The sequence below is a fragment of the Microbispora bryophytorum genome (assembly GCF_006874465.1).
GTDB lineage: Bacteria > Actinomycetota > Actinomycetes > Streptosporangiales > Streptosporangiaceae > Microbispora > Microbispora bryophytorum.
The window spans coordinates 1-18,458 of record NZ_VIRL01000002.1 but is presented as its reverse complement, the minus strand read 5'-3'; the positions used below and the strand labels follow the sequence as shown (position 1 = coordinate 18,458).

General features: G+C 72.2%; 14 protein-coding genes. 5 read left to right on the top strand and 9 right to left on the bottom strand.

The window, feature by feature from the left end:
• Positions 1–12 precede the first annotated feature (12 nt).
• The gene (locus FLX07_RS04325; protein WP_167748119.1) at positions 13–750 is read left to right on the top strand and encodes a transporter substrate-binding domain-containing protein; all 738 of its coding nucleotides are present in this window, start codon (positions 13–15) and stop codon (positions 748–750) included.
• 53 nt (positions 751–803) lie between these two features.
• On the top strand, positions 804–3,032 hold the full coding sequence (locus FLX07_RS37480) for a S9 family peptidase (RefSeq protein ID WP_223852733.1): 2,229 nt from the start codon (positions 804–806) through the stop codon (positions 3,030–3,032).
• Positions 3,033–3,351: 319 nt separating this feature from the next.
• Here FLX07_RS37480 and rny read toward each other — a convergent pair whose 3' ends face one another.
• The 3 genes from rny to recA form a co-directional block, all read right to left on the bottom strand.
• Positions 3,352–4,974: a ribonuclease Y gene (gene rny / locus FLX07_RS04315; protein WP_142568146.1), complete on the bottom strand. Its 1,623-nt coding sequence runs from the start codon at positions 4,972–4,974 to the stop codon at positions 3,352–3,354.
• 280 nt (positions 4,975–5,254) lie between these two features.
• The gene (gene recX, locus FLX07_RS37475; RefSeq protein WP_223852873.1) at positions 5,255–5,896 is read right to left on the bottom strand and encodes a recombination regulator RecX; all 642 of its coding nucleotides are present in this window, start codon (positions 5,894–5,896) and stop codon (positions 5,255–5,257) included.
• Positions 5,897–6,258: 362 nt separating this feature from the next.
• A complete protein-coding gene (gene recA / locus FLX07_RS04305) occupies positions 6,259–7,356 on the bottom strand; it encodes a recombinase RecA (RefSeq protein WP_142568144.1) in 1,098 nt (365 codons plus the stop codon).
• A 334-nt stretch (positions 7,357–7,690) separates the two neighbouring features.
• Here recA and FLX07_RS04300 point away from each other — a divergent pair, with 334 nt between their 5' ends.
• Positions 7,691–7,966, top strand: a complete 276-nt coding sequence (locus FLX07_RS04300; RefSeq protein WP_142568143.1) for a hypothetical protein — start codon at positions 7,691–7,693, stop codon at positions 7,964–7,966.
• Between the two features lie 22 nt (positions 7,967–7,988).
• Here FLX07_RS04300 and FLX07_RS04295 read toward each other — a convergent pair whose 3' ends face one another.
• The 6 genes from FLX07_RS04295 to FLX07_RS04270 all read right to left on the bottom strand — a co-directional run bounded on the left by FLX07_RS04295 (position 7,989) and on the right by FLX07_RS04270 (position 11,602).
• Positions 7,989–9,074: an ABC transporter permease gene (locus FLX07_RS04295; protein WP_142568142.1), complete on the bottom strand. Its 1,086-nt coding sequence runs from the start codon at positions 9,072–9,074 to the stop codon at positions 7,989–7,991.
• Positions 9,071–9,949, bottom strand: a complete 879-nt coding sequence (locus tag FLX07_RS04290; RefSeq protein ID WP_142568141.1) for an ABC transporter ATP-binding protein — start codon at positions 9,947–9,949, stop codon at positions 9,071–9,073. Before FLX07_RS04290 ends, FLX07_RS04295 begins: the two co-directional genes overlap by 4 nt.
• A complete protein-coding gene (locus tag FLX07_RS04285) occupies positions 9,942–10,250 on the bottom strand; it encodes a winged helix-turn-helix domain-containing protein (protein ID WP_142568140.1) in 309 nt (102 codons plus the stop codon). Before FLX07_RS04285 ends, FLX07_RS04290 begins: the two co-directional genes overlap by 8 nt.
• Positions 10,247–10,678 carry a hypothetical protein gene (locus FLX07_RS04280; protein ID WP_142568139.1) on the bottom strand — a complete coding sequence of 144 codons (432 nt, stop codon included), beginning with the start codon at positions 10,676–10,678 and terminating at the stop codon, positions 10,247–10,249. Before FLX07_RS04280 ends, FLX07_RS04285 begins: the two co-directional genes overlap by 4 nt.
• Positions 10,679–10,838: 160 nt before the next feature.
• Entirely contained in the window at positions 10,839–11,033 is a 195-nt protein-coding gene (locus FLX07_RS04275; protein WP_142568138.1) for a DUF3046 domain-containing protein, read from the bottom strand.
• A gap of 80 nt (positions 11,034–11,113) precedes the next feature.
• Positions 11,114–11,602 (bottom strand): VOC family protein, encoded by a 489-nt coding sequence (locus FLX07_RS04270; protein ID WP_142568137.1) that lies wholly within the window; start codon positions 11,600–11,602, stop codon positions 11,114–11,116.
• A gap of 197 nt (positions 11,603–11,799) precedes the next feature.
• Between FLX07_RS04270 and FLX07_RS04265 the strand changes: the two genes are divergently transcribed.
• Positions 11,800–16,899, top strand: coding sequence for an Lhr family helicase (locus tag FLX07_RS04265; RefSeq protein ID WP_142568136.1), 5,100 nt, complete (start codon positions 11,800–11,802; stop codon positions 16,897–16,899).
• 793 nt (positions 16,900–17,692) lie between these two features.
• Positions 17,693–18,458: cellulose-binding domain-containing protein (locus FLX07_RS04255; RefSeq protein WP_191049445.1), on the top strand; the 766-nt coding region annotated here is incomplete at its 3' end.

The window sequence follows — 18,458 nt, the reverse complement described above, 5'->3', positions numbered from 1 at the left end:
GATATTGATCGCGTGTGGCGTGGCGTTGCCGTGGTCGGCGTCCTGGCGGCCACGTTCCTGACCGGTGGATGCGGGAACGGCGGCACGCTGGTGGTCGGCGTGCGTCCCGGGCAGCCGGGCCTGGTCACCAGGCTTCCCGACGGGCGCTACAGCGGCTTCGACATCGAGGTCGCGCAATACGTCGCCCGGGCGCTCGGCTACCGCGACGACCAGGTCGTCTACACGCTCGACACCGCGCGGGCCGATCTCGTCGTCGGCGCCACCGGCCCGCCCGGCTCCCGGTATGTCGCCGGCCCCTACCTCGTCACCAGCACCGACATCCTCGTCCGGGCCCACGACCTGTCCATCCGCCGGCCGCGCGACCTCGCCCGCAAACGCGTCTGCGCCACCCGGGAGTCCGCCGAGCCGCTCGTGCGGAAATTCGGCACCCGCTGGCGGCAGTTCTTCCTCGCGGAGGCGAACCTGCCCGCGGCCTGCGCCCCGCTGCTGGCCTCCGGCAGGACCGACGCGATCGTGGCCGACGCCCCCGTGCTCGCCGGGCTGTCGGCGCAGTATCCCGGCAGGTTCCGCTTCAGCGGCAAGGGGCTGTCCACCGAGAGGTACGGCATCGCCACCGGGACGGCCGCACTGCGCGATCAGGTCGAAGAGGCGCTGCGCCGGATGTTCGAGGACGGCACCTGGAAACGGACGGTCATCGACCAGCTCGGCGCGCTCGCCACCCGCTACACCACTCCCCCGTCCCTGGACTGATGCGTTGCCGCATTCGCCCTCCCGGGAGCGGGCTCGTCGGGCAGGATGCGGTCATGCCCCCCACGCCTGGCCCGAGGCCGTTCTCGCCACGGCCGTCGCCCATCTCCACGACCGACGTGGCACGTGCCGGTCGGCGGCTCGGGTTCCCGACCGTGCTGGGCGGGGAGGCGTGGTGGGAGGAGGACCGCCCCGCCGAGGGCGGCCGCCGTACGGTCGTCCACCGGGCCGCCGACGGCACCCTCACCGACCTGCTTCCCGCGCCCTGGGACGCCCGTACGCGCGTCCACGAGTACGGCGGGCGGTCCTATGTCGTGGTCCCCGGTCACGGCCTCGTCTTCGCGCACCACCCCGACCAGCGGCTCTACCTCGCCCGGTCCCACGCCGGCGGCGAGCCGGGCACGGACCGGCCCCGCCCGGTCACCCCGGAGCCCCGCGAGCCGGGCGCGCTGCGCTACGCCGACCTCCGCTACGCCGACCTGCGGGTCCAGGACGGCCCGGATGGCGCGGGCAGCGCAGGCGGGCCGGGTGGTGCCGGTGGCGCGGGCGGGCCGCGGGTGTGGTGTGTCCGGGAACGCCACGACCAGGACGCCAAGGTCACCCGTTCGATCGTGGCCGTGGAGTTGACCGGGACCGGCGAGATCGCCGAACTGGTCACCGGCAGCGACTTCTACGCCTCTCCCACGCCGTCCCCCGACGGCCGGCACCTCGCCTACATCTGCTGGAACCACCCGAACATGCCCTGGACCGGCACCGAGCTGCGGGTTACGCGACTGTCCGACGGCGCCACGTGGACGGTGATGGGCGGGCCTGCCGAGTCTGTCCTCGCGCCGCTGTGGTCCGACGAGCGGCGCCTGTACGCGATCTCCGACCGGTCCGGCTGGTGGAACCTCTACCGAGCCGACATCTCCGGATCGTCGTGCGAGCCTGTCTTCCCGGCGGAGGAGGAGTTCGCCGGGCCGCTGTGGCAGCTCGGCGGCCTGCCTTACGCCATGCTGGGCGACGGGCGGCTCGCCGTGCTGCACGGGCGCGGCGACCTGCGCATGGGCGTCCTCGACCCGGAGGCGGGCACGCTGACCGATCTCGACGTCCCCTTCGTGGGGTGGGCGCCCGTGCTGGACGCGGACGGCGACGTGCTCATCGGCCTCGGCTACCGGGAGGGCGCGCCGCGTTCGGTCGTCCGGATCCACGCCGCCACCACCGCCGACACCGCCGACGACGCCGACGACGCCGACGCCATCGGACCCGGCCCCGGCCACGCCGTCGGCCCCGGTCAGGCTGACCGCGCGGGTCACGCCGGTCACGCAGGTCGCAGCCGTCAGGCCGGACGCTCCGATCGCGCCAGTCACGCCGATCGCGCCGATGAACTGCGGCGGGAGGTGGAGGGCGTCGCCGCCGGCGTCCTCCCGGCGCCCCGGGCCGTGCAGTTCGAGGCCGTGGAGCTGGAGGCCGTGCAGTTCGAGGCCATGCAGCAGGAGGCCATGAAGTTTGGGGCTGGGGGCTTCGGGGCCGGGGAGTTAGGGGCTGGGGAGTTAGGGGCCGAGGGGTTCGGTGCCGCGCCCGGCACGCGCCGCGTCCACGCGTACCTGCATCCACCGGAGCAGGCGGACGAGGGCGGCGCGCCCTACGTCGTCTTCGTGCACGGCGGGCCGACCGGGCACGCGACGAGCGAGTTCAGCCTGGAGAAGGCGTTCTTCACCAGCCGCGGCATCGGCGTGATCGACGTCAACTACGGCGGATCCAGCGGGTACGGCCGGGCCTACCGGGAGCGCCTTCGCGGCCGGTGGGGTGTGATCGACGTGGAGGACGTGATCGCCGCGGCGAAGTGGCTGGTCGCCGAGGGCCTCGCCGACCCCGCCCGAATCGCCGTACGCGGGGCGAGCGCGGGCGGGTGGACGGTCATGGCCGCCTGCGCCGCGTCGGACGTCTTCGCGGGCGGCGTCTCCGTGGCGGGCGTCAGCACGCTCAGGCCGCTCGTCGCGGCCACCCACGACTTCGAGTCACGGTACGTGGAGTGGCTGGTCGGTCCCGAGGACCGGTACGGCGAGCGTGAGCCGCTGGCCCGGGCCGACCGGGTGAACTGTCCCATGCTGCTCATGCAGGGGCTCGCCGACCCGGTCGTGCCGCCGGCCCAGTCGCGGGCGTTCGCCGAGCGCCTGCTGGCGCGCGGCGTGCCCTGCACCTACCTGACGTTCGAGGGCGAGGCCCACGGGTTCCGGCGGCTGGAGACCAGGGCGGCGGCCCTCGCCGCCGAGTTGTCGTTCTACCTGCAGATCTTCCGGTGAGCCGGACCGGTCGCCCGTCCGCCTCGACGAGTGGCGTGCGCATCCGGTCGGTCCCGATGCGCTGGTCCGCGTCGACGTGGGCGACGAACCGGACGGCGTGACGAAGGCGCTCGACGACCTCGCCGGCGCTCGGCCTTGCCCCCTGATCTGATCAGGAGGCGTCCCACCGGGCGTCTCCGGACGCCCGAGTGCCCCCGCCCAGCTACGGACGGGGGCACTCGGCCGTGGCGGCCGTGGCGGCCGGGCCGGCGTCGACGCGAGACGCGGGGGCCGAGGCTCACCAGGCGAGACTCACCGGGCGAGACTCACCGGGCGAGGCTTACCGGGCGAACTCCGTGGCGCGGGACTCGCGGACCACGGTGATCCGGATCTGGCCGGGGTAGGTCAGCTCCTCCTCGACCTGCTTGGCGACGTCCCTGGCGATGACCTGGGCCTGGATGTCGTCCACGTTCTCGGGCCGGACCATCACCCGGATCTCCCGGCCCGCCTGCATGGCGAAGACCTTGTCGACGCCGTCGTACGACTGGGCGATCTCCTCCAGGCGCTCCAGCCGCTTGACGTAGGCCTCCAGGGACTCGCGCCGGGCACCGGGGCGGCTGCCGCTGATCGCGTCCGCGGCCTGGGTGAGGACCGCCTCGACGGTCTTGACCTCCACCTCGTTGTGGTGCGCCTCGATGGCGTGGACGACGTCCTCGTGCTCGCCGTACCTCCGGGCGATCTCCGCGCCGATCATCGCGTGGCTGCCCTCCACCTCGTGGGTGAGCGCCTTGCCGATGTCGTGCAGCAGCGCACAGCGCTTGACGAGGTCACGGTCGAGCCGCAGCTCGGAGGCCATGATCCCGGCGATGTGCGCCGACTCGATCAGGTGCTTGAGCACGTTCTGGCCGTAGGAGGTGCGATAGCGGAGCTGGCCCAGCAGCGTGACCAGCTCGGGGTGCATCTCGGTGATGCCCAGCTCGACCAGCGCGTCCTCTCCCGCACGCACGCACAGGTCCCGCACCTCGGCCTTGCTGCGCTCGTACGCCTCCTCGATCCGCTGGGGATGGATCCGGCCGTCGAGCACCAGCTTCTCCAGCGTCAGCCTGGCCGTCTCCCGCCTGACCGGGTCGAAACACGACAGCAGCACCGCCTCCGGCGTGTCGTCGATGATCAAATTGACCCCGGTGGTGGACTCGAAAGCCCTGATGTTGCGGCCCTCGCGGCCGATGATGCGGCCCTTCATCTCGTCGCCCGGCAGGTGGAGGACGCTCACCACCGACTCGGCCGTCTGCTCGGTGGCGACCCGTTGGACGGCCAGCGTCACGATCTTGCAGGCGCGCTTCTCGCCCTCCTTCCGGGCCTCGCCCTCGATCTCCCGGACGATCAGCGCGGCCTCGCGCTTGGCCTGGTTCTCGATCTCCTTGACCAGCTCCGTCTTGGCCTGCTCGGCAGTCAGTCCGGCGACCCGCTCCAGGATCTCCTGCCGCCGCTCGGCCACCCGCTCCAGCTCCTCGCGGCGGTCGGCCAGCTCGGTCTCGGTCTCGGCCAGTTTGCGGGCCCGCTCGGTCTGTCTGCGCGCCTCCTCGTCGAGCCGCTGCTCGCGCTCGGCCAGCCGGTTCTCGCGGCGTTCGAGGTCGGAGCGCAGCTCCTTGAGCTCCGTTTTGAGGATCCGCGTCTCCTCCTCGACCTCCTTGCGCATCAGCGCGGCGCTCTCGGCGAATGTCTCCGACTTCTTGAGAATCTCCCCTGCGTCATGCTCCGCTTTCGTGCGGATCTCCTCGGCCTCGCGTCTGGCGCGTTCGAGTTCCTCGTTGACCTCGGCCTTCACCCCGGCGAGCTGCTCGGGTGAGGGGCCAGGCGGTGCGACGGTTCCGGTGCGGCGCATGACTATGACGAGGGCGGCGATCATCACGAGAGCCAGCAGCACTACCGCAACCGCAAGAACGATCACGATCGTGTCCATGCGCGCTCACCCCTCACGACAACTCTTGGCAGGGGTCGCACGCGCAGCACGGCAGCACCCGGTGGCGTCACCAGGACAAATATCGTCGCAATGCCCAGGCGCCCCGAGGGGCGACCCATATGGCCCGAAGGCCGGTCAATGTCTCTCGTCCGTCGTGGTTCACCGTTATGGCAATCCGCGCTGCGCGGAGCAACTCCTCACTGCGGTCGAGATTAAGCGTCAGAGAGGTAACGAGCAAGCAAAGATGCCCTGTCAAGTGACTTTTGCGTGGTGCTATGGCTCACTCGAAGGTATCCGGAAGTTCATCTGACGGGCTGCCCTCGGCCTCGATCGCCTCTCGGACCACACGGAAGGCCAACCCCGGCGAGTAGCCCTTGCGGGCCAGCATGCCGGCCAATCTCCGCATGCGCGCCCGCGGCTCCACCCCGCGGGTGGCGGCCAGCTTCCGGTCCACCAGCCTGCGTGCGGTCTCGGCCTCCTCGTCCGGATCGAGCCGCCCGACGGCGTCCTTGACCGTCTCCTCGGCCACGCCGCGCTGCCGCAACTCCTGGGCGAGCGCGCGGCGGGCGAGCCCGCGACCGGTGTGCCGGGAACTCACCCACGCGGCGGCGAACGCCTCATCGTCGATGAGCCCGACCTCGGAGAACCGCTCCAGCACGGCGTTCGCCGCCTCCTCGGGCACGTCCCGCTTGCGCAGGGCCTCCGCGAGCTGGGCCCGGGTCTTGGGGGCCATCGTCAGCAGCCGCAGGCAGATGGCTCTGGCCACCGCCTCGGGGTCGGCCGGTGGTCCCTCGCTTGCCGCCGTGCCCTCCTGCGGCCCGTCGGGAAGCCACCCGCCGGACCTCTCACGCCTTCCCCGGCTCCGCGGCGCTCCACGTCCTCCCTGGCCCGCCCGGTTTCCCGGAGCCGCCCGTTCCCACAGGCCCGCTCGATCTCCCGGAGCTTCGTGTTCTCCCGGAGCGTGTTCTCCCAGAGCTTGGTCTTCCGGAGCGTGTTCTCCCAGGCCTGCCCGTGCACTCAGGCCGGCCCGTTCTCCCCGCCGGCCGCCACGTCCCTGACGGCGGCGTCCGGCCCGGCCGGCCTCCTGCCCGTTCTCCGCACGCCCGAATTCCGCACGCCCTGCCTCCGCACGCAGAATCTCCGCACGCAGAGCGGCGATCGTCGCGGAGGCGTCCTCAGCCGATCCAGGTAGCTCTTCGGCCGGCCCCCAGGGTCCCGAGTTCCAGTCCCCCGGCCCGATCTCGTCGTCCGGGCCGGAGGGCTCGTCGCGCCTCATGCCTGCGCTCAGACGTCACCCGGCTTGGGCGCACTGGCCGCCTTGCTGCCCCGGCCCGACGTGGGGGCCGGCGCCGCCGGGGCGGCGGGGGGCTCGCTCGGCGTGTCGAGCCGCGGCCCGACACCGAGCTTCTCCTTGATCTTCTTCTCGATCTCGTTGGCGATGTCGGGGTTGTTCTTCAGGAAGTTGCGGGCGTTCTCCTTGCCCTGCCCGAGCTGGTCGCCCTCGTACGTGTACCAGGCGCCGGCCTTGCGCACGAACCCGTGCTCGACGCCCATGTCGATCAGCCCGCCCTCGCGGGAGATGCCGATGCCGTACAGGATGTCGAAGTCGGCCTGGCGGAAGGGCGGGGCCATCTTGTTCTTGACGACCTTCACCCGGGTCCGGTTGCCCACCGGCTCGGTGCCGTCCTTGAGCGTCTCGATCCTGCGCGCGTCCAGCCGCACCGACGCGTAGAACTTCAGCGCCTTGCCACCTGTGGTGGTCTCGGGGCTTCCGAACATGACGCCGATCTTCTCGCGGAGCTGGTTGATGAAGATGGCGGTGGTCCGGGTCTGGTTCAGCGCTCCGGCGATCTTGCGCAGTGCCTGCGACATGAGGCGGGCCTGGAGGCCGACGTGGCTGTCGCCCATCTCGCCCTCGATCTCGGCCTTCGGCACGAGGGCCGCCACCGAGTCGATCACGATGATGTCGACGGCGCCGGAGCGGATCAGCATGTCCGCGATCTCCAGCGCCTGCTCACCGGTGTCCGGCTGGGAGACGAGCAACGCGTCGACGTCGACGCCCAGCTTCTTGGCGTACTCGGGGTCGAGGGCGTGCTCGGCGTCGATGAACGCCGCGATGCCGCCGCCCTTCTGGGCGTTGGCCACGGCGTGCAGGGCGACCGTCGTCTTACCGGAGGACTCGGGGCCGTACACCTCGACGATTCGGCCGCGGGGATAGCCGCCGATGCCGAGGGCGACGTCGAGAGCGATGGAACCGGTGGGGATGACCTCGATCGGGGCACGCGCGTCGTCTCCGAGGCGCATGACGCTGCCCTTGCCGAACTGCCGCTCGATTTGTGCGAGGGCGGTCTCAAGGGCCTTCTCGCGGTCGTTGATTGCCATTGGGTGCCCCCTGAAGGGTGGTCGTCTGCTCGGTCACCGAAAAGCTACGGGGTGCCACCGACATTTTCCGGAGCTTCCCGCAGCCCGCCCCACGAAGGGCGGACCGGGAGCCTGTCGCGCCCCGGCGACCTGACGGCGCGCACCCCGGCGGCGACCAGTCCAATATAGCCGAACGACTGTTCGATCACATGTCAGAACCGCCACCGAGTCCGGGGAACGAACGGTATCCCGACCGCACCGTTACATTCCCGGGCGTTACTCTGCCATGGTTGCCAGCGCGTTGACCTGGGACGATCCTTGTAGCAAAGCTGAATCTCCCCGCTGGAGGGGCCACGTGACGGGCACCGGCGACTACAGCGGACAGCGCCTGGCCCGGCTTGAGGCGCTCGCGGCGCGGCTCCGCGAGCACGGCATGTCCGCGCAACTGCTCGGGACGGACGATCCGGTCCTGTCCGTCCGGCACCCGGGCACCGGCAGGCAGACGATCGTCTTCGCGACGCCTGCCAGGGAAGGCTGGATGTTCCTGTGGGCACCGGGCGGCCAGGAGAGCGCCGACGACCCCGGGCGTGCGGCCGAACTGATCGGCCGCACGCTCTCACCGCACCCCTGATCCTCCGCCGGCGCCCCCGCCGTCAGCGGACGACCTCACCCAGCCTGACCCGGGCGCCGGTGCGGAGCACCGCCCGCCGGTAGACGCGGGCCGCGCCCAGCAGGACGGCCACCACGGCCACGGCCATGAGCGCTCCGGAGACGAGGATCTCCACGAGCGGCACGTCGACGGCCGCCGTGCGTACGGGCATGACCATCGAGGAGAACGGCGGCACGAACGACAGCACGCGCGCGACCGTGCCCGCCGGTTCGACGGCGGCGAAGTAGGCCGTCAGGTAGGTGAACATCATCAGCATGGTCATCGGCGTCAGGACGGTGTTGAGCTCCTCCTGCCGCGACACCAGCGAGCCAAAGGCGGCGGCGAGCGCCGAGAAGAAGGCGTAGCCCAGCACGAACCAGATGACCGCGCTGACCACGATTCCCCCCATTCCGGGCGGCAGGTCGGCCGTGAAGCCGGTCGCGGACGACGCCGCCAGGCCGGCGGCGATGACCACGACGAGGTTGACCAGCCCCAGCGCGCCCAGCCCGACGATCTTGCCGCCCAGGAGCTGCCAGGGACGGACCGAGGTGAGCAGGATCTCCACGATGCGGCTGCCCTTCTCCTCCACCACACCCATGGCGACGAACATCGCGGAGTAGATGAGCAGGAAGAACAGCACCATCACGATCAGCGTGGCGATGCCGGTGCGCACGCCCTCGTAGCGGGCGTCGGCGCCGACCGACTCCACCGTCAGCGGCGTGATCGTGAGACCGGCCGCCCTGATCTGGGCGTCACGGTGGACACTCTCCAGGATCAGTCCCAGCCGCTGGTCGAGTTCGCCGTTCGCGAGGACCTTGTCCCCGTTGACGAGGGCCGCGTCGACGTCCCCGTCGACCACGGCCTTTCGGGCGGCCGCCTCGTCCGGCAGCCGGGAGTAGGCGAGCTGGGCCGCGGGCGGGGGCGCCTGGCCCACCACGCCGACGTCGTAGCTGTCGTCGCCGCCCAGGACCTTGGGCAGGAACGCGAGCGCGGCCACCAGGACCGCGCTGACCGCCAGGCTGATCAGGTAGGACTTCGTCCTGATGCGGGTGCGGATCTCCCGCTGGGCCACCAGCCACAGGCCGTTCATGCCACCGCCTCCCTGAAGATCTCCGCCAGCGTCGGCTGCCTGCGGCCGAAGTGCTCCACCTTGCCCGCGCCGATCGCCGTGCGCAGGATGTCCTGATCGTCACCCTCCTCGCACAGCAGCACGTCGCGGTCGCCCTCACGGGTGAGCTCGCCGGGCAGGCCGTCGGCCCAGCCGGGCGCGGCGTCCCTGACCACGACCCGCAGCGTCCCGCGGCCCTCCCGCTCGCGTAGCTCGCCGACCGGTCCGTACGCCACCATGCGGCCCGCCGAGATGATGCCGACCGAGTCGCAGAGCCGTTCGACCAGGTCGAGCTGGTGGCTGGAGAAGATCACCGGGACACCCGCGGCGGCGCGGTCCTTGAGCACCTCCGCGAGCGCGTCGACCGCCAGCGGGTCGAGGCCCGAGAACGGCTCGTCGAGGATCAGGACCGCCGGCTCGTGGACGAGCGCGACGGCGAGCTGCACCCGCTGCTGGTTGCCGAGCGACAGCGCCTCCACCGCGTCGCCGCTCCGCTCGACCAGGCCGAGCCGCTCGATCAGGGCGGCGGTGGCCGAGCGCGCGGCGGCCGGGGCGAGCCCGTGAAGCCGCCCGAAGTATTCGATCTGCTCGGCGACCTTCATCTTCTGGTAGAGGCCGCGCTCCTCCGGCATGTAGCCGAACGTGCGGCGGTCGTCGTACGTCACCGGGCGCCCGCCCAGACGCACCTCGCCGGAGTCGGCGTCGAGCACGCCCATGACGATCCGCATCGTCGTCGTCTTGCCCGCGCCGTTGGCGCCGACGAACCCGAACATCTCGCCCGGCCGTACGGTGAGACCCACCCCGTCGAGGGCGGTCTTGTCTCCATAGCGTTTGCGTAGGCCATCGATCTCAAGCACGGGGGGTTGCCTCCACAATTCGTCGCAGAACGTCCATATATGTCTCGAAGGCCGTACGCCCCTGATCGGTCAGCGAGAGCCAGGTGCGACCACGCTTGCCGACGAAGGTCTTCTCCACCCGGACGTATCCGGCCTCTTCGAGCGTGAGGATGTGCTTGCTGAGCAGCGAGTCGCTGACCTCGATGGTGTCGCGGAGGAAGCGGAAGTCCGCCTTGTCCGCCGCGGCCAGGGCGCCCATGATCGACAGCCGCACCGGCGCGTGGATGGTCTCGTCGAGCTCGTGGCGCGGGTGGGCCGTCATCGGTTCCTCATCAGGCGAAGCCCGCCGTACACCAGGGGCAGCCCGGCGAGCACCGACAGCGCGGCGAGCGCCACCGTCCAGCCCGCGGTGGGCCGATCGGGCATCAGCCAGACGCCGACGACGAACGGCACCATCATCGTCACCACGTACGCCGCCGAGACCGGCCCGTTGATGCGCTTCATCAGCCGGTCGTGCACCCGCAGCCGGGCCCAGTACACGCACAGGGCGACCGTGAGGACGATCCACCCGAGCCCGGCGAGCAACGGCAACGGATAACCGCCGAGGAACATCGCCGGCCAGTAGACCATCGTGGCCAGTCCCACGAACAGGTACGCCCGCCCGGGCCCGTGCGAGGAATGGCGGACCCGCCGCCCCACGCGCCCGATCTCCTGGAGAGCCTCATCGGGAGTGAAGTGATCTCTGGCCATGCGCTTCCTCCGTGTTCATCTGCTCAACACGCTAGCAAGCACTCAACTACCGTTCAAGTGGTTGCCGAAGACGACTCACGCCATGGGTCATGGACGGAGCGGCGCGCGACAGGATCAGCCGGCCGCGGTCACGGGATGGGGTGGGTGGAAAGAGGGTCTGTCAGCGGAGCCTGGAGTCCACGTCGACCTCCTGACAGACGGCCTGCCAGATCTGCTTGGCCGCCACGCCCTCCGCGAGGGCCTGCTCGACCGTGCGCCCGCCGAGCCCGGCGATCACGTAGTCCTTCGCCCACGACTCCGCGTACGCCTCCCCGAAGTGGCGGCGCATCCTGTTCCAGAAGTCTGTGAGGCGCATGCGTTCAGTATGACGCCGCGGCCCGGATGTCCCGTCCCGGCCGCGGCGTCCGATCACCTGCCCACCGGCAGGAGACGGCATCACATGACGCGGGTGCCGTACATCTCGCCGAGCGGGTCGGCGAGCAGCTCAAGGCGGGCGCCGTCCGGGTCCTGGAAGTAGATCGAGCTGCCGCTCTCCACCTGGTGGGGGACGCCGGCGGCGTCGAGCTTGCCGCGCAGACGCTCCCACGTCGCCGGCTCCACCGAGATCGCGATGTGGTGGAGCCCGCCGAGGACCTCCTTGTACGGCTCCAGATCGAGGCCGGGGAGGTCGAAGAAGGCCAGCAGGTTGCCGTTGCCGATGTCGAAGAAGAAGTGGTTGGACCCGCGGTAGTCGCGGTTCTCGAATATCTCGGTCAACGGGAACTCGAGGAGCTCGTGGTAGAAGCGGATCGTCCGCTCGACGTCAGACGAGATCAGCGCGAAGTGGTGCAGGCCCCTCGCGCTGCTTGCGGCACGGCGCTCGCTCAGGTAGCGCTCACGGATCCGCGCGCGCTCCGCCTCGATGGCCGCGTAGTCGATTTCCATACTGAGGATGATTGTCCCGACGCCGGCATCTCATGCCACCGGGGGCCGGTGAGCAGCCGTCTTCCGTGTCGTACGGGATCAGCCCGCCTGGGCCGGCAGGCGTCCGGCCCGCCGCCCCCAGGCTCGCCCCGCACCTGCCCGGCACCTGCCTCACCTGGTGACGGGATGGCGGCGCGGCGTTTTCTGTCGGTGGGGCGATGCATGATGGGCAGGTGGGTGCGCTCGACGGCTTCAGCTCTGTGACCAGGGAGTGGTTCACCGGCGCCTTCGCGACGCCGACCGCGGCGCAGGAGGGCGCGTGGTCGTCGATCGCGCGGGGTGAGAACACGCTCGTGGTCGCTCCCACCGGGTCCGGCAAGACGCTCGCGGCCTTCCTGTGGGCCATCGATCGCCTCGCCGTCGAGCACACGACGCGCCGGGCCTCGCCGGGAGCCGAGGTGGAGCGGCCCGGGAGCCGCCGCGTCGGGCGACGCGGCCGGAAGGACGACGGGGAGCCGCCCCGGCCCTGCCGGGTCGTGTACGTCTCCCCTCTGAAGGCCCTCGCGGTGGACGTCGAGCGGAACCTGCGGGCCCCGCTCACCGGCGTCCGGCAGACGGCGCTGCGGATGGGCCTGCCCGCGCCCGGCATATCGGTGGCGATCCGTTCGGGGGACACCGCGGCCGAGGAGCGGCGCCGTTTCGCCGCCCGGCCCTCCGACATCCTGATCACGACGCCCGAGTCCCTGTTCCTGATCCTCACCTCGCAGGCGCGCGAGGCGCTGCGCGGCGTCGAGACCGTGATCGTGGACGAGGTCCACGCCGTCGCGGGGACCAAGCGCGGGGCGCACCTCGCGCTGACGCTGGAGCGGCTCGACGCCCTGCTGCCCGCCCCGGCCCAGCGCATCGGACTGTCGGCGACCGTGCGGCCGGTCGAGGAGGTGGCGACGTTCCTCGGCGGGTCCCGCCCGGCCACGGTCGTGCAGCCGCCCTCCGAGAAGGTCATCGAGGTCGACGTCGTGGTGCCGGTGGAGGACATGACCGAGCTGGCGCCGCCCCCGCCCGGCGCTGACGGCGGGTCGCCGGAGCACCGCAGGAGCATCTGGCCGCATGTCGAGGAGCACCTGCTCGACCTGATCGAAGCCCATCGGTCCACGATCGTCTTCGCCAACTCGCGACGTCTGTCGGAGCGCCTGTGCGCCCGGCTCAACGAGCTCGCCTGGGAACGGCGGACCGCGCCGCCGCCAGGCGAGGGCGCGAGCCCCGGCCCGGGAGATCCGGCCCACTGGTCGGATGCCTTCGAGGAGTTGCACGCGCAGTGGTCCGACCGGCACGAAGAACCTGACGCCCGACGCGAGGACAGCTCGCACGCAGACAGCGCACCCGGCGACATCGCGCACCGAGACGGCGGGTGGGCGGATGCCCTACGGCCTGATGTCCAGCGCGGTGATACCCGGCGGACCGGCCCGGCGGCCATGCCGGCGGAGATGACGGCCCAGGCGGGAGTCTCGGGCGGCGCGATCCCCGAGGTGGTGCGGGCGCATCACGGCTCCGTCTCCAAGGAGGAGCGGTCCCAGATCGAGGAGGCGCTGAAGTCGGGCCGTCTGCCCGCGGTGGTCGCCACCTCCAGCCTGGAGCTGGGCATCGACATGGGGTCGGTCGACCTGGTCGCCTGTGTCGAGGCGCCGCCCAGCGTGGCGAGCGGCCTGCAGCGCATCGGCCGCGCCGGGCACCAGGTCGGGGCCGTCTCCCGTGGCGTGATCTTCCCCAAGTATCGGGGCGACCTCGTTCAGACGGCCGTCGTGGCCGAGCGCATGCGTACGGGACAGATCGAGGCGCTCCGCTATCCGCGCAACCCCCTCGACGTGTTGGCCCAGCAGATCGTCGCGATGACCGCGCTCGACGAGTGGACGGTCGACGCGCTGGAGACGCTGGTTCGCCGTGCCGCGCCGTACGCCACGCTGCCGCGCAGCGCGCTGGAGGCGACGCTCGACATGCTCGCCGGGCGCTACCCGAGCGAGGAGTTCGCGGAACTGCGGCCGCGCATCGTCTGGGACCGGGTGACGGGCACCCTCCAGGGCCGTCCCGGGGCCCAGCGCCTGGCGGTGACCAACGGGGGCACCATCCCCGACCGCGGGCTGTTCGGCGTGTTCCTCGTGGGCGACAAGGCGTCGCGCGTGGGCGAGCTGGACGAGGAGATGGTCTACGAGTCCCGGGTCGGCGACGTGTTCGTGCTGGGCGCGACCTCGTGGCGGATCGAGGACATCACCGCCGACCGGGTCCTGGTTTCCCCCGCCCCCGGGCAGCCGGGCAAGCTGCCGTTCTGGCACGGAGACGCGCCGGGCCGCCCCGCCGAGCTCGGCCGCGCGATCGGCGCGTTCGTCCGTGAGCTGTCGGCCGCGGGGGCGGGCGGCCGGGGCGACACGGCGCCGGCGCGCGAGCGGATTCGCGCGGCGGGGCTCGACGACTACGCCGTCGGCAACCTGCTCGCCTATCTGACCGAGCAGCGGGAGGCCACGGGCTATGTGCCCGACGACCGCACGCTCGTGGTCGAGCGGTTCCACGACGAGCTTGGCGACTGGCGCGTGGTGATCCACTCCCCCTTCGGCGCGCGGGTCCACGCCCCCTGGGCGCTCGCCATCGGACGGCGGCTGCGCGAGCGGTACGGCGTCGACGTCCAGGCCATCCACTCCGACGACGGCATCGTGCTGCGCGTGCCCGACACCTTCGAGGACGCGCCCACCGACGTCGCGGTGTTCGACGCCGAGGAGATCGAGCAGGTCGTCATCGAGGAGCTCGGGGGCTCCACCCTGTTCGCCTCCCGGTTCCGGGAGTGCGCCGGGCGCGCCCTCCTGCTGCCCCGCCGCTCCCCCGGCAGGCGCACCCCCCTGTGGCAGCAGCGCCAGCGGGCGGCCCACCTGCTCGGCGTCGCGAGCAAGTACGCCGGGTTCCCGGTGGTGCTGGAGACGATGCGCGAGTGCCTGCAGGACGTCTTCGACGTGCCGGGCCTGGTGGAGCTCATGCGGAACGTCGCCGCCCGCCGGGTGCGGGTGGTCGAGGTGGAGACCACCCAGGCGTCCCCGTTCGCGGCGTCGCTGCTGTTCGCCTACATCGGCGCGTTCATGTACGAGGGTGACGCGCCGATGGCCGAGCGGCGGGCGCAGGCACTCGCCCTCGACACCGCGCTCCTCGCCGAGCTCATGGGGCAGGCCGACCTGCGGGAGCTGCTCGATCCGGATGTCGTCGCCGAGACCGAGCGGGAGCTGGCGCGGCTGGACAGGCCGTTGCGCGACGCCGAGGACCTCGCCGACCTGCTGCGCTCGCACGGCCCGCTGCTCGCCCAGGACGTCTCGATCCGCGAAGGAGACCCGGGCTGGCTCGCCGACCTGGAACGGGCACGCCGGGCCATCCGGGTGCGTGTGGCGGGCCACGAGCAGTGGGCCGCGGTGGAGGACGCCTGGCGCCTGCGCGACGCGCTCGGGGTGCCGTTGCCGGTGGGCGTCCCGCACGAGTTCCTCGAAGCGCCCCTCGCCGGTGGGTCCAGCGGGCCGGGCCGGGCCGCCGTCCCCGATCCGCTCGGCGACCTGGTCGCGCGGCACGCCCGCACCCGCGGGCCGTTCTCCTCCGGCACGGCCGCCGCGCGATTCGGCATGGGCGTCGCGGTGGTGGACGAGGCGCTGCGCCGTCTCGCGGCGGCGGGCAGGGTGGTCGCGGGCGAGTTCCGCCCCGGGGCCCGGGGCGAGGAGTGGTGCGACGCCGGGGTGCTGCGGCTGCTGCGGCGCCGGTCGCTGGCGCGGCTCCGCAAGGAGGTCGAACCGGTCCCCCCGGAGACGCTGGCGGCGTTCCTGCCCACCTGGCACGGCATCGTCCCGCAGGGCGGCACGCCGACCGGCGGGGAGCAGGGCGGGAACGCCGGCCGGACCGGGCTCTCGGCGCCCGGCACCCAGAGCGGACAGGGCACCCAGAGCGGACAGGGCGGACAGGGCCACGGCCCGGCGCGGGCCATGGACGCACTGATCACGGCGATCGAACGATTGCAGGGAGCAGCCGTCCCCGCTTCCGCGTTGGAGTCGCTGGTGCTCCCCGCCCGAGTGCCCGGATACTCCCCCGCCCTGCTCGACGAGCTGACCTCGTCCGGGGAGGTCGTCTGGGTGGGCCAGGGTTCCCTGCCCGGCGGCGACGGGTGGGTCGGTCTCTACTTCGCCGACACCGCACCCCTGCTGCTTCCCGCGCCGTCGGAGCTCACCATGACGCCGCTGCACGAGCAGGTCCTGGAGATCCTGAGCGGGGGCGGCGCGCTGTTCTTCCGCGAGTTGTCCAACCGGATCGCGGCGGCGGCGCTCGGCGAGCAGGCGCCGCCCGATTCCGGCCAGGACGCCGCCTCGGCCCGCCGGGCCAGGATCCTCGGCCGCGCCCCGGATGAGGCGGCGGGTGCCGCGCGGGCGAGCGCGGTGCCGGACGACACGACACTCGCGGCAACTTTGTGGGACCTCGTCTGGGCAGGCCGGGTCACCGGTGACACGCTCGCCCCGCTTCGCTCGACTCTGGGCACCGGGCGGCCCGCCCACCGGCCCGCGGCGACCAGGCGCCGCCGCGCGGTGCTGCCCACGAGAAGCGGCCCGCCGACCGTGAGCGGCCGATGGTGGCTGCTGCCCTCGCCGGCGGCCGACGGCACCCAGCGGGCCCACGCGCAGGCCGAAGTTCTGCTGGAGCGGCACGGCGTGCTGACGCGGGGCGGCATCTCAGCCGAGCGCCTGCCCGGTGGTTTCTCCGCCGTCTACCAGGTGCTGCGCGCCTTCGAGGAGAGCGGCCGGTGCCGCCGGGGCTACTTCGTCGAAGGTCTGGGCGGCGCCCAGTTCGCCCTGCCGGGCGCGGTCGACCGCATGCGCGCCCTGTCCTCCACGCGTCCCGCTCCGGCCGAGGACCTGTGGTCGATCCCCGTCCCGCCGCCGCCTCGCCGTGCGGTCGTGCTCGCGGCGACCGACCCGGCCAACCCCTACGGTGCGGCCCTGTCCTGGCCGGACCGCACCGACGACGTGACCCACAAGCCGGGCCGCAAGGCCGGCGCGCTGGTGGTGCTGGTGGAGGGTGCGCTGATCCTCTACGTGGAGCGCGGCGGCAAGACCCTGCTCTCGTTCGGGCCCGAGGAGGACCTGCGGTCCGCCGTGCTGGCCCTGGCGGTCGCCGTGAAGCGGGGAGCCCTGGGGAAGCTGACGGTCGAGCGCGCCGACGGCACCGCCATCGCCGACTCTCCGCTCGCGGCGGCGCTCGAAGCCGCGGGCTTCCACCCCACCCCCCGCGGTCTGCGCATCCGCGCCTGAGTCCTCCCTCCGCCCCCCGCGGCCTGCGCATCCGCGCCTGAATGCTCCCTCCGCCCCCGCTCAGCACGGGCGAGTCGCCCTCCCCGGCCGTCTTCCCCGGACATGTAATTTTCAGCCGATCCTGTGATCGCTCGAAGGCGCGACACCTCCCGTGGGCGGCACAGGAGCGGTGCCATACCGACAGTCCGGCCGCCCGCCGCGGACGTGTCCGTTGACGCTTGACCCGCCCCCTGCGTACGGTCCGCCGGGAAACGCCAATTTTCCGAGAAGGAAATCGATTGTCGGACTCACCGGGAGCGGCGGTGGCAGCGAGCACGGCAGGTGAAGTGCTTCAGAGCACACATGTCCGGCCTCCTGCCTTCTCATCGGCAACTGTCCGGCAATCGATGTCCCAGCCGTTGCCGACCCCGTCGGAGCCGCCCCGGCGGGTACCGTCCCGGCAAGGACCATCCCGGCGAGGACCGCGCCGCAGGGAACCGTCCCACCGAGCGCCATCCCAGCGGGCACCGCACCGCGCGAAACCGCCCCACCGGGAACCATCCCGGCGGGGAACGCCCCGGCGGGGAACGTCACGGCAGGCACCGGCGGAGCGGTCGGCGCCGGCACGCGTGCGAGCCGACCGCGGACGGCAGCCCGGCCGATCGCCTCCCGCCGACCTCGACCGCCGGCGTCGACCTCCGGACCAGAACGGCCGCTCAGCCGTGTCAGGCCACGGCCGTTCTCTGCTTCACGACAGCGGCTCTCGCATGGGCTCCCTTCTCCCCCTTAATCGCCCCCGTCTCCGAGGACACAGATGCGACTCTTCTCCCACCGGTTAGGAGCGGCGCTGGCCGCCGTCGTCTGCGCCGGGACCGTAGGCGCCGTCACGCCGGCCCTGACCGCCCAGGCCGCGACCGGCTGTCAGGTCACCTACACGATCACCAATCAGTGGCCGGGCGGCTTCGGCGCGAATGTTAACGTTAACAACATCGGTGATCCGGTGAACGGCTGGACGTTGACCTGGTCATTCACCGCCGGGCAGACCATCACCCAGCTCTGGAACGGCAGCCACACGCAGTCGGGAGCGCAGGTCACCGTCACCGACGCCGGCTACAACGGCTCCATCCCCACCAACGGCACGGCCGGCTTCGGCTTCAACGGCTCCTGGGACGGTTCCAACCCCGTTCCCACCGATTTCACCCTGAACGGCACCCCGTGCACCGGCACCGTCGCCAGCCCGTCGGCGAGCCCCACGCGGTCACCCGACCCGAGCCCGAGTGCGTCGCCCAGCCCATCCGCGAGCCCGTCCGCGAGCCCGTCACCAAGCCCCTCAGCGAGCCCCGCAGTGAGCCCCTCAGTGAGCCCGTCGCCGTCCCCTTCGGCCAGCCCCTCCGGCGCCACGCCACCGACGAACCCCGTGGGGAAAGTGCTCACCGTTGCAGTCGGCTCCCCGTTCCGGCCGGTCACGCACGTCGCGGCCGGCGGCCTGTACGGCCTGGCGGAAAACAGCCGCCCGGCCGACTCCGCGCTGCTGCCGCTGAAGGTCAACTCGCTGACGCAGCCCGCCCCGGGCGTGGGGC

Coding starts and splice junctions, on each gene's coding strand:
- FLX07_RS37480 (WP_223852733.1), top strand. CDS start 804: ATGCCCCCCACGCCTGGCCCGAGGCCGTTCTCGCCACGGCCGTCGCCC.
- rny (WP_142568146.1), bottom strand. CDS start 4,974: ATGGACACGATCGTGATCGTTCTTGCGGTTGCGGTAGTGCTGCTGGCT.
- recA (WP_142568144.1), bottom strand. CDS start 7,356: ATGGCAATCAACGACCGCGAGAAGGCCCTTGAGACCGCCCTCGCACAA.
- FLX07_RS04295 (WP_142568142.1), bottom strand. CDS start 9,074: ATGAACGGCCTGTGGCTGGTGGCCCAGCGGGAGATCCGCACCCGCATC.
- FLX07_RS04285 (WP_142568140.1), bottom strand. CDS start 10,250: ATGACGGCCCACCCGCGCCACGAGCTCGACGAGACCATCCACGCGCCG.
- FLX07_RS04280 (WP_142568139.1), bottom strand. CDS start 10,678: ATGGCCAGAGATCACTTCACTCCCGATGAGGCTCTCCAGGAGATCGGG.
- FLX07_RS04275 (WP_142568138.1), bottom strand. CDS start 11,033: ATGCGCCTCACAGACTTCTGGAACAGGATGCGCCGCCACTTCGGGGAG.
- FLX07_RS04270 (WP_142568137.1), bottom strand. CDS start 11,602: ATGGAAATCGACTACGCGGCCATCGAGGCGGAGCGCGCGCGGATCCGT.
- FLX07_RS04265 (WP_142568136.1), top strand. CDS start 11,800: ATGCATGATGGGCAGGTGGGTGCGCTCGACGGCTTCAGCTCTGTGACC.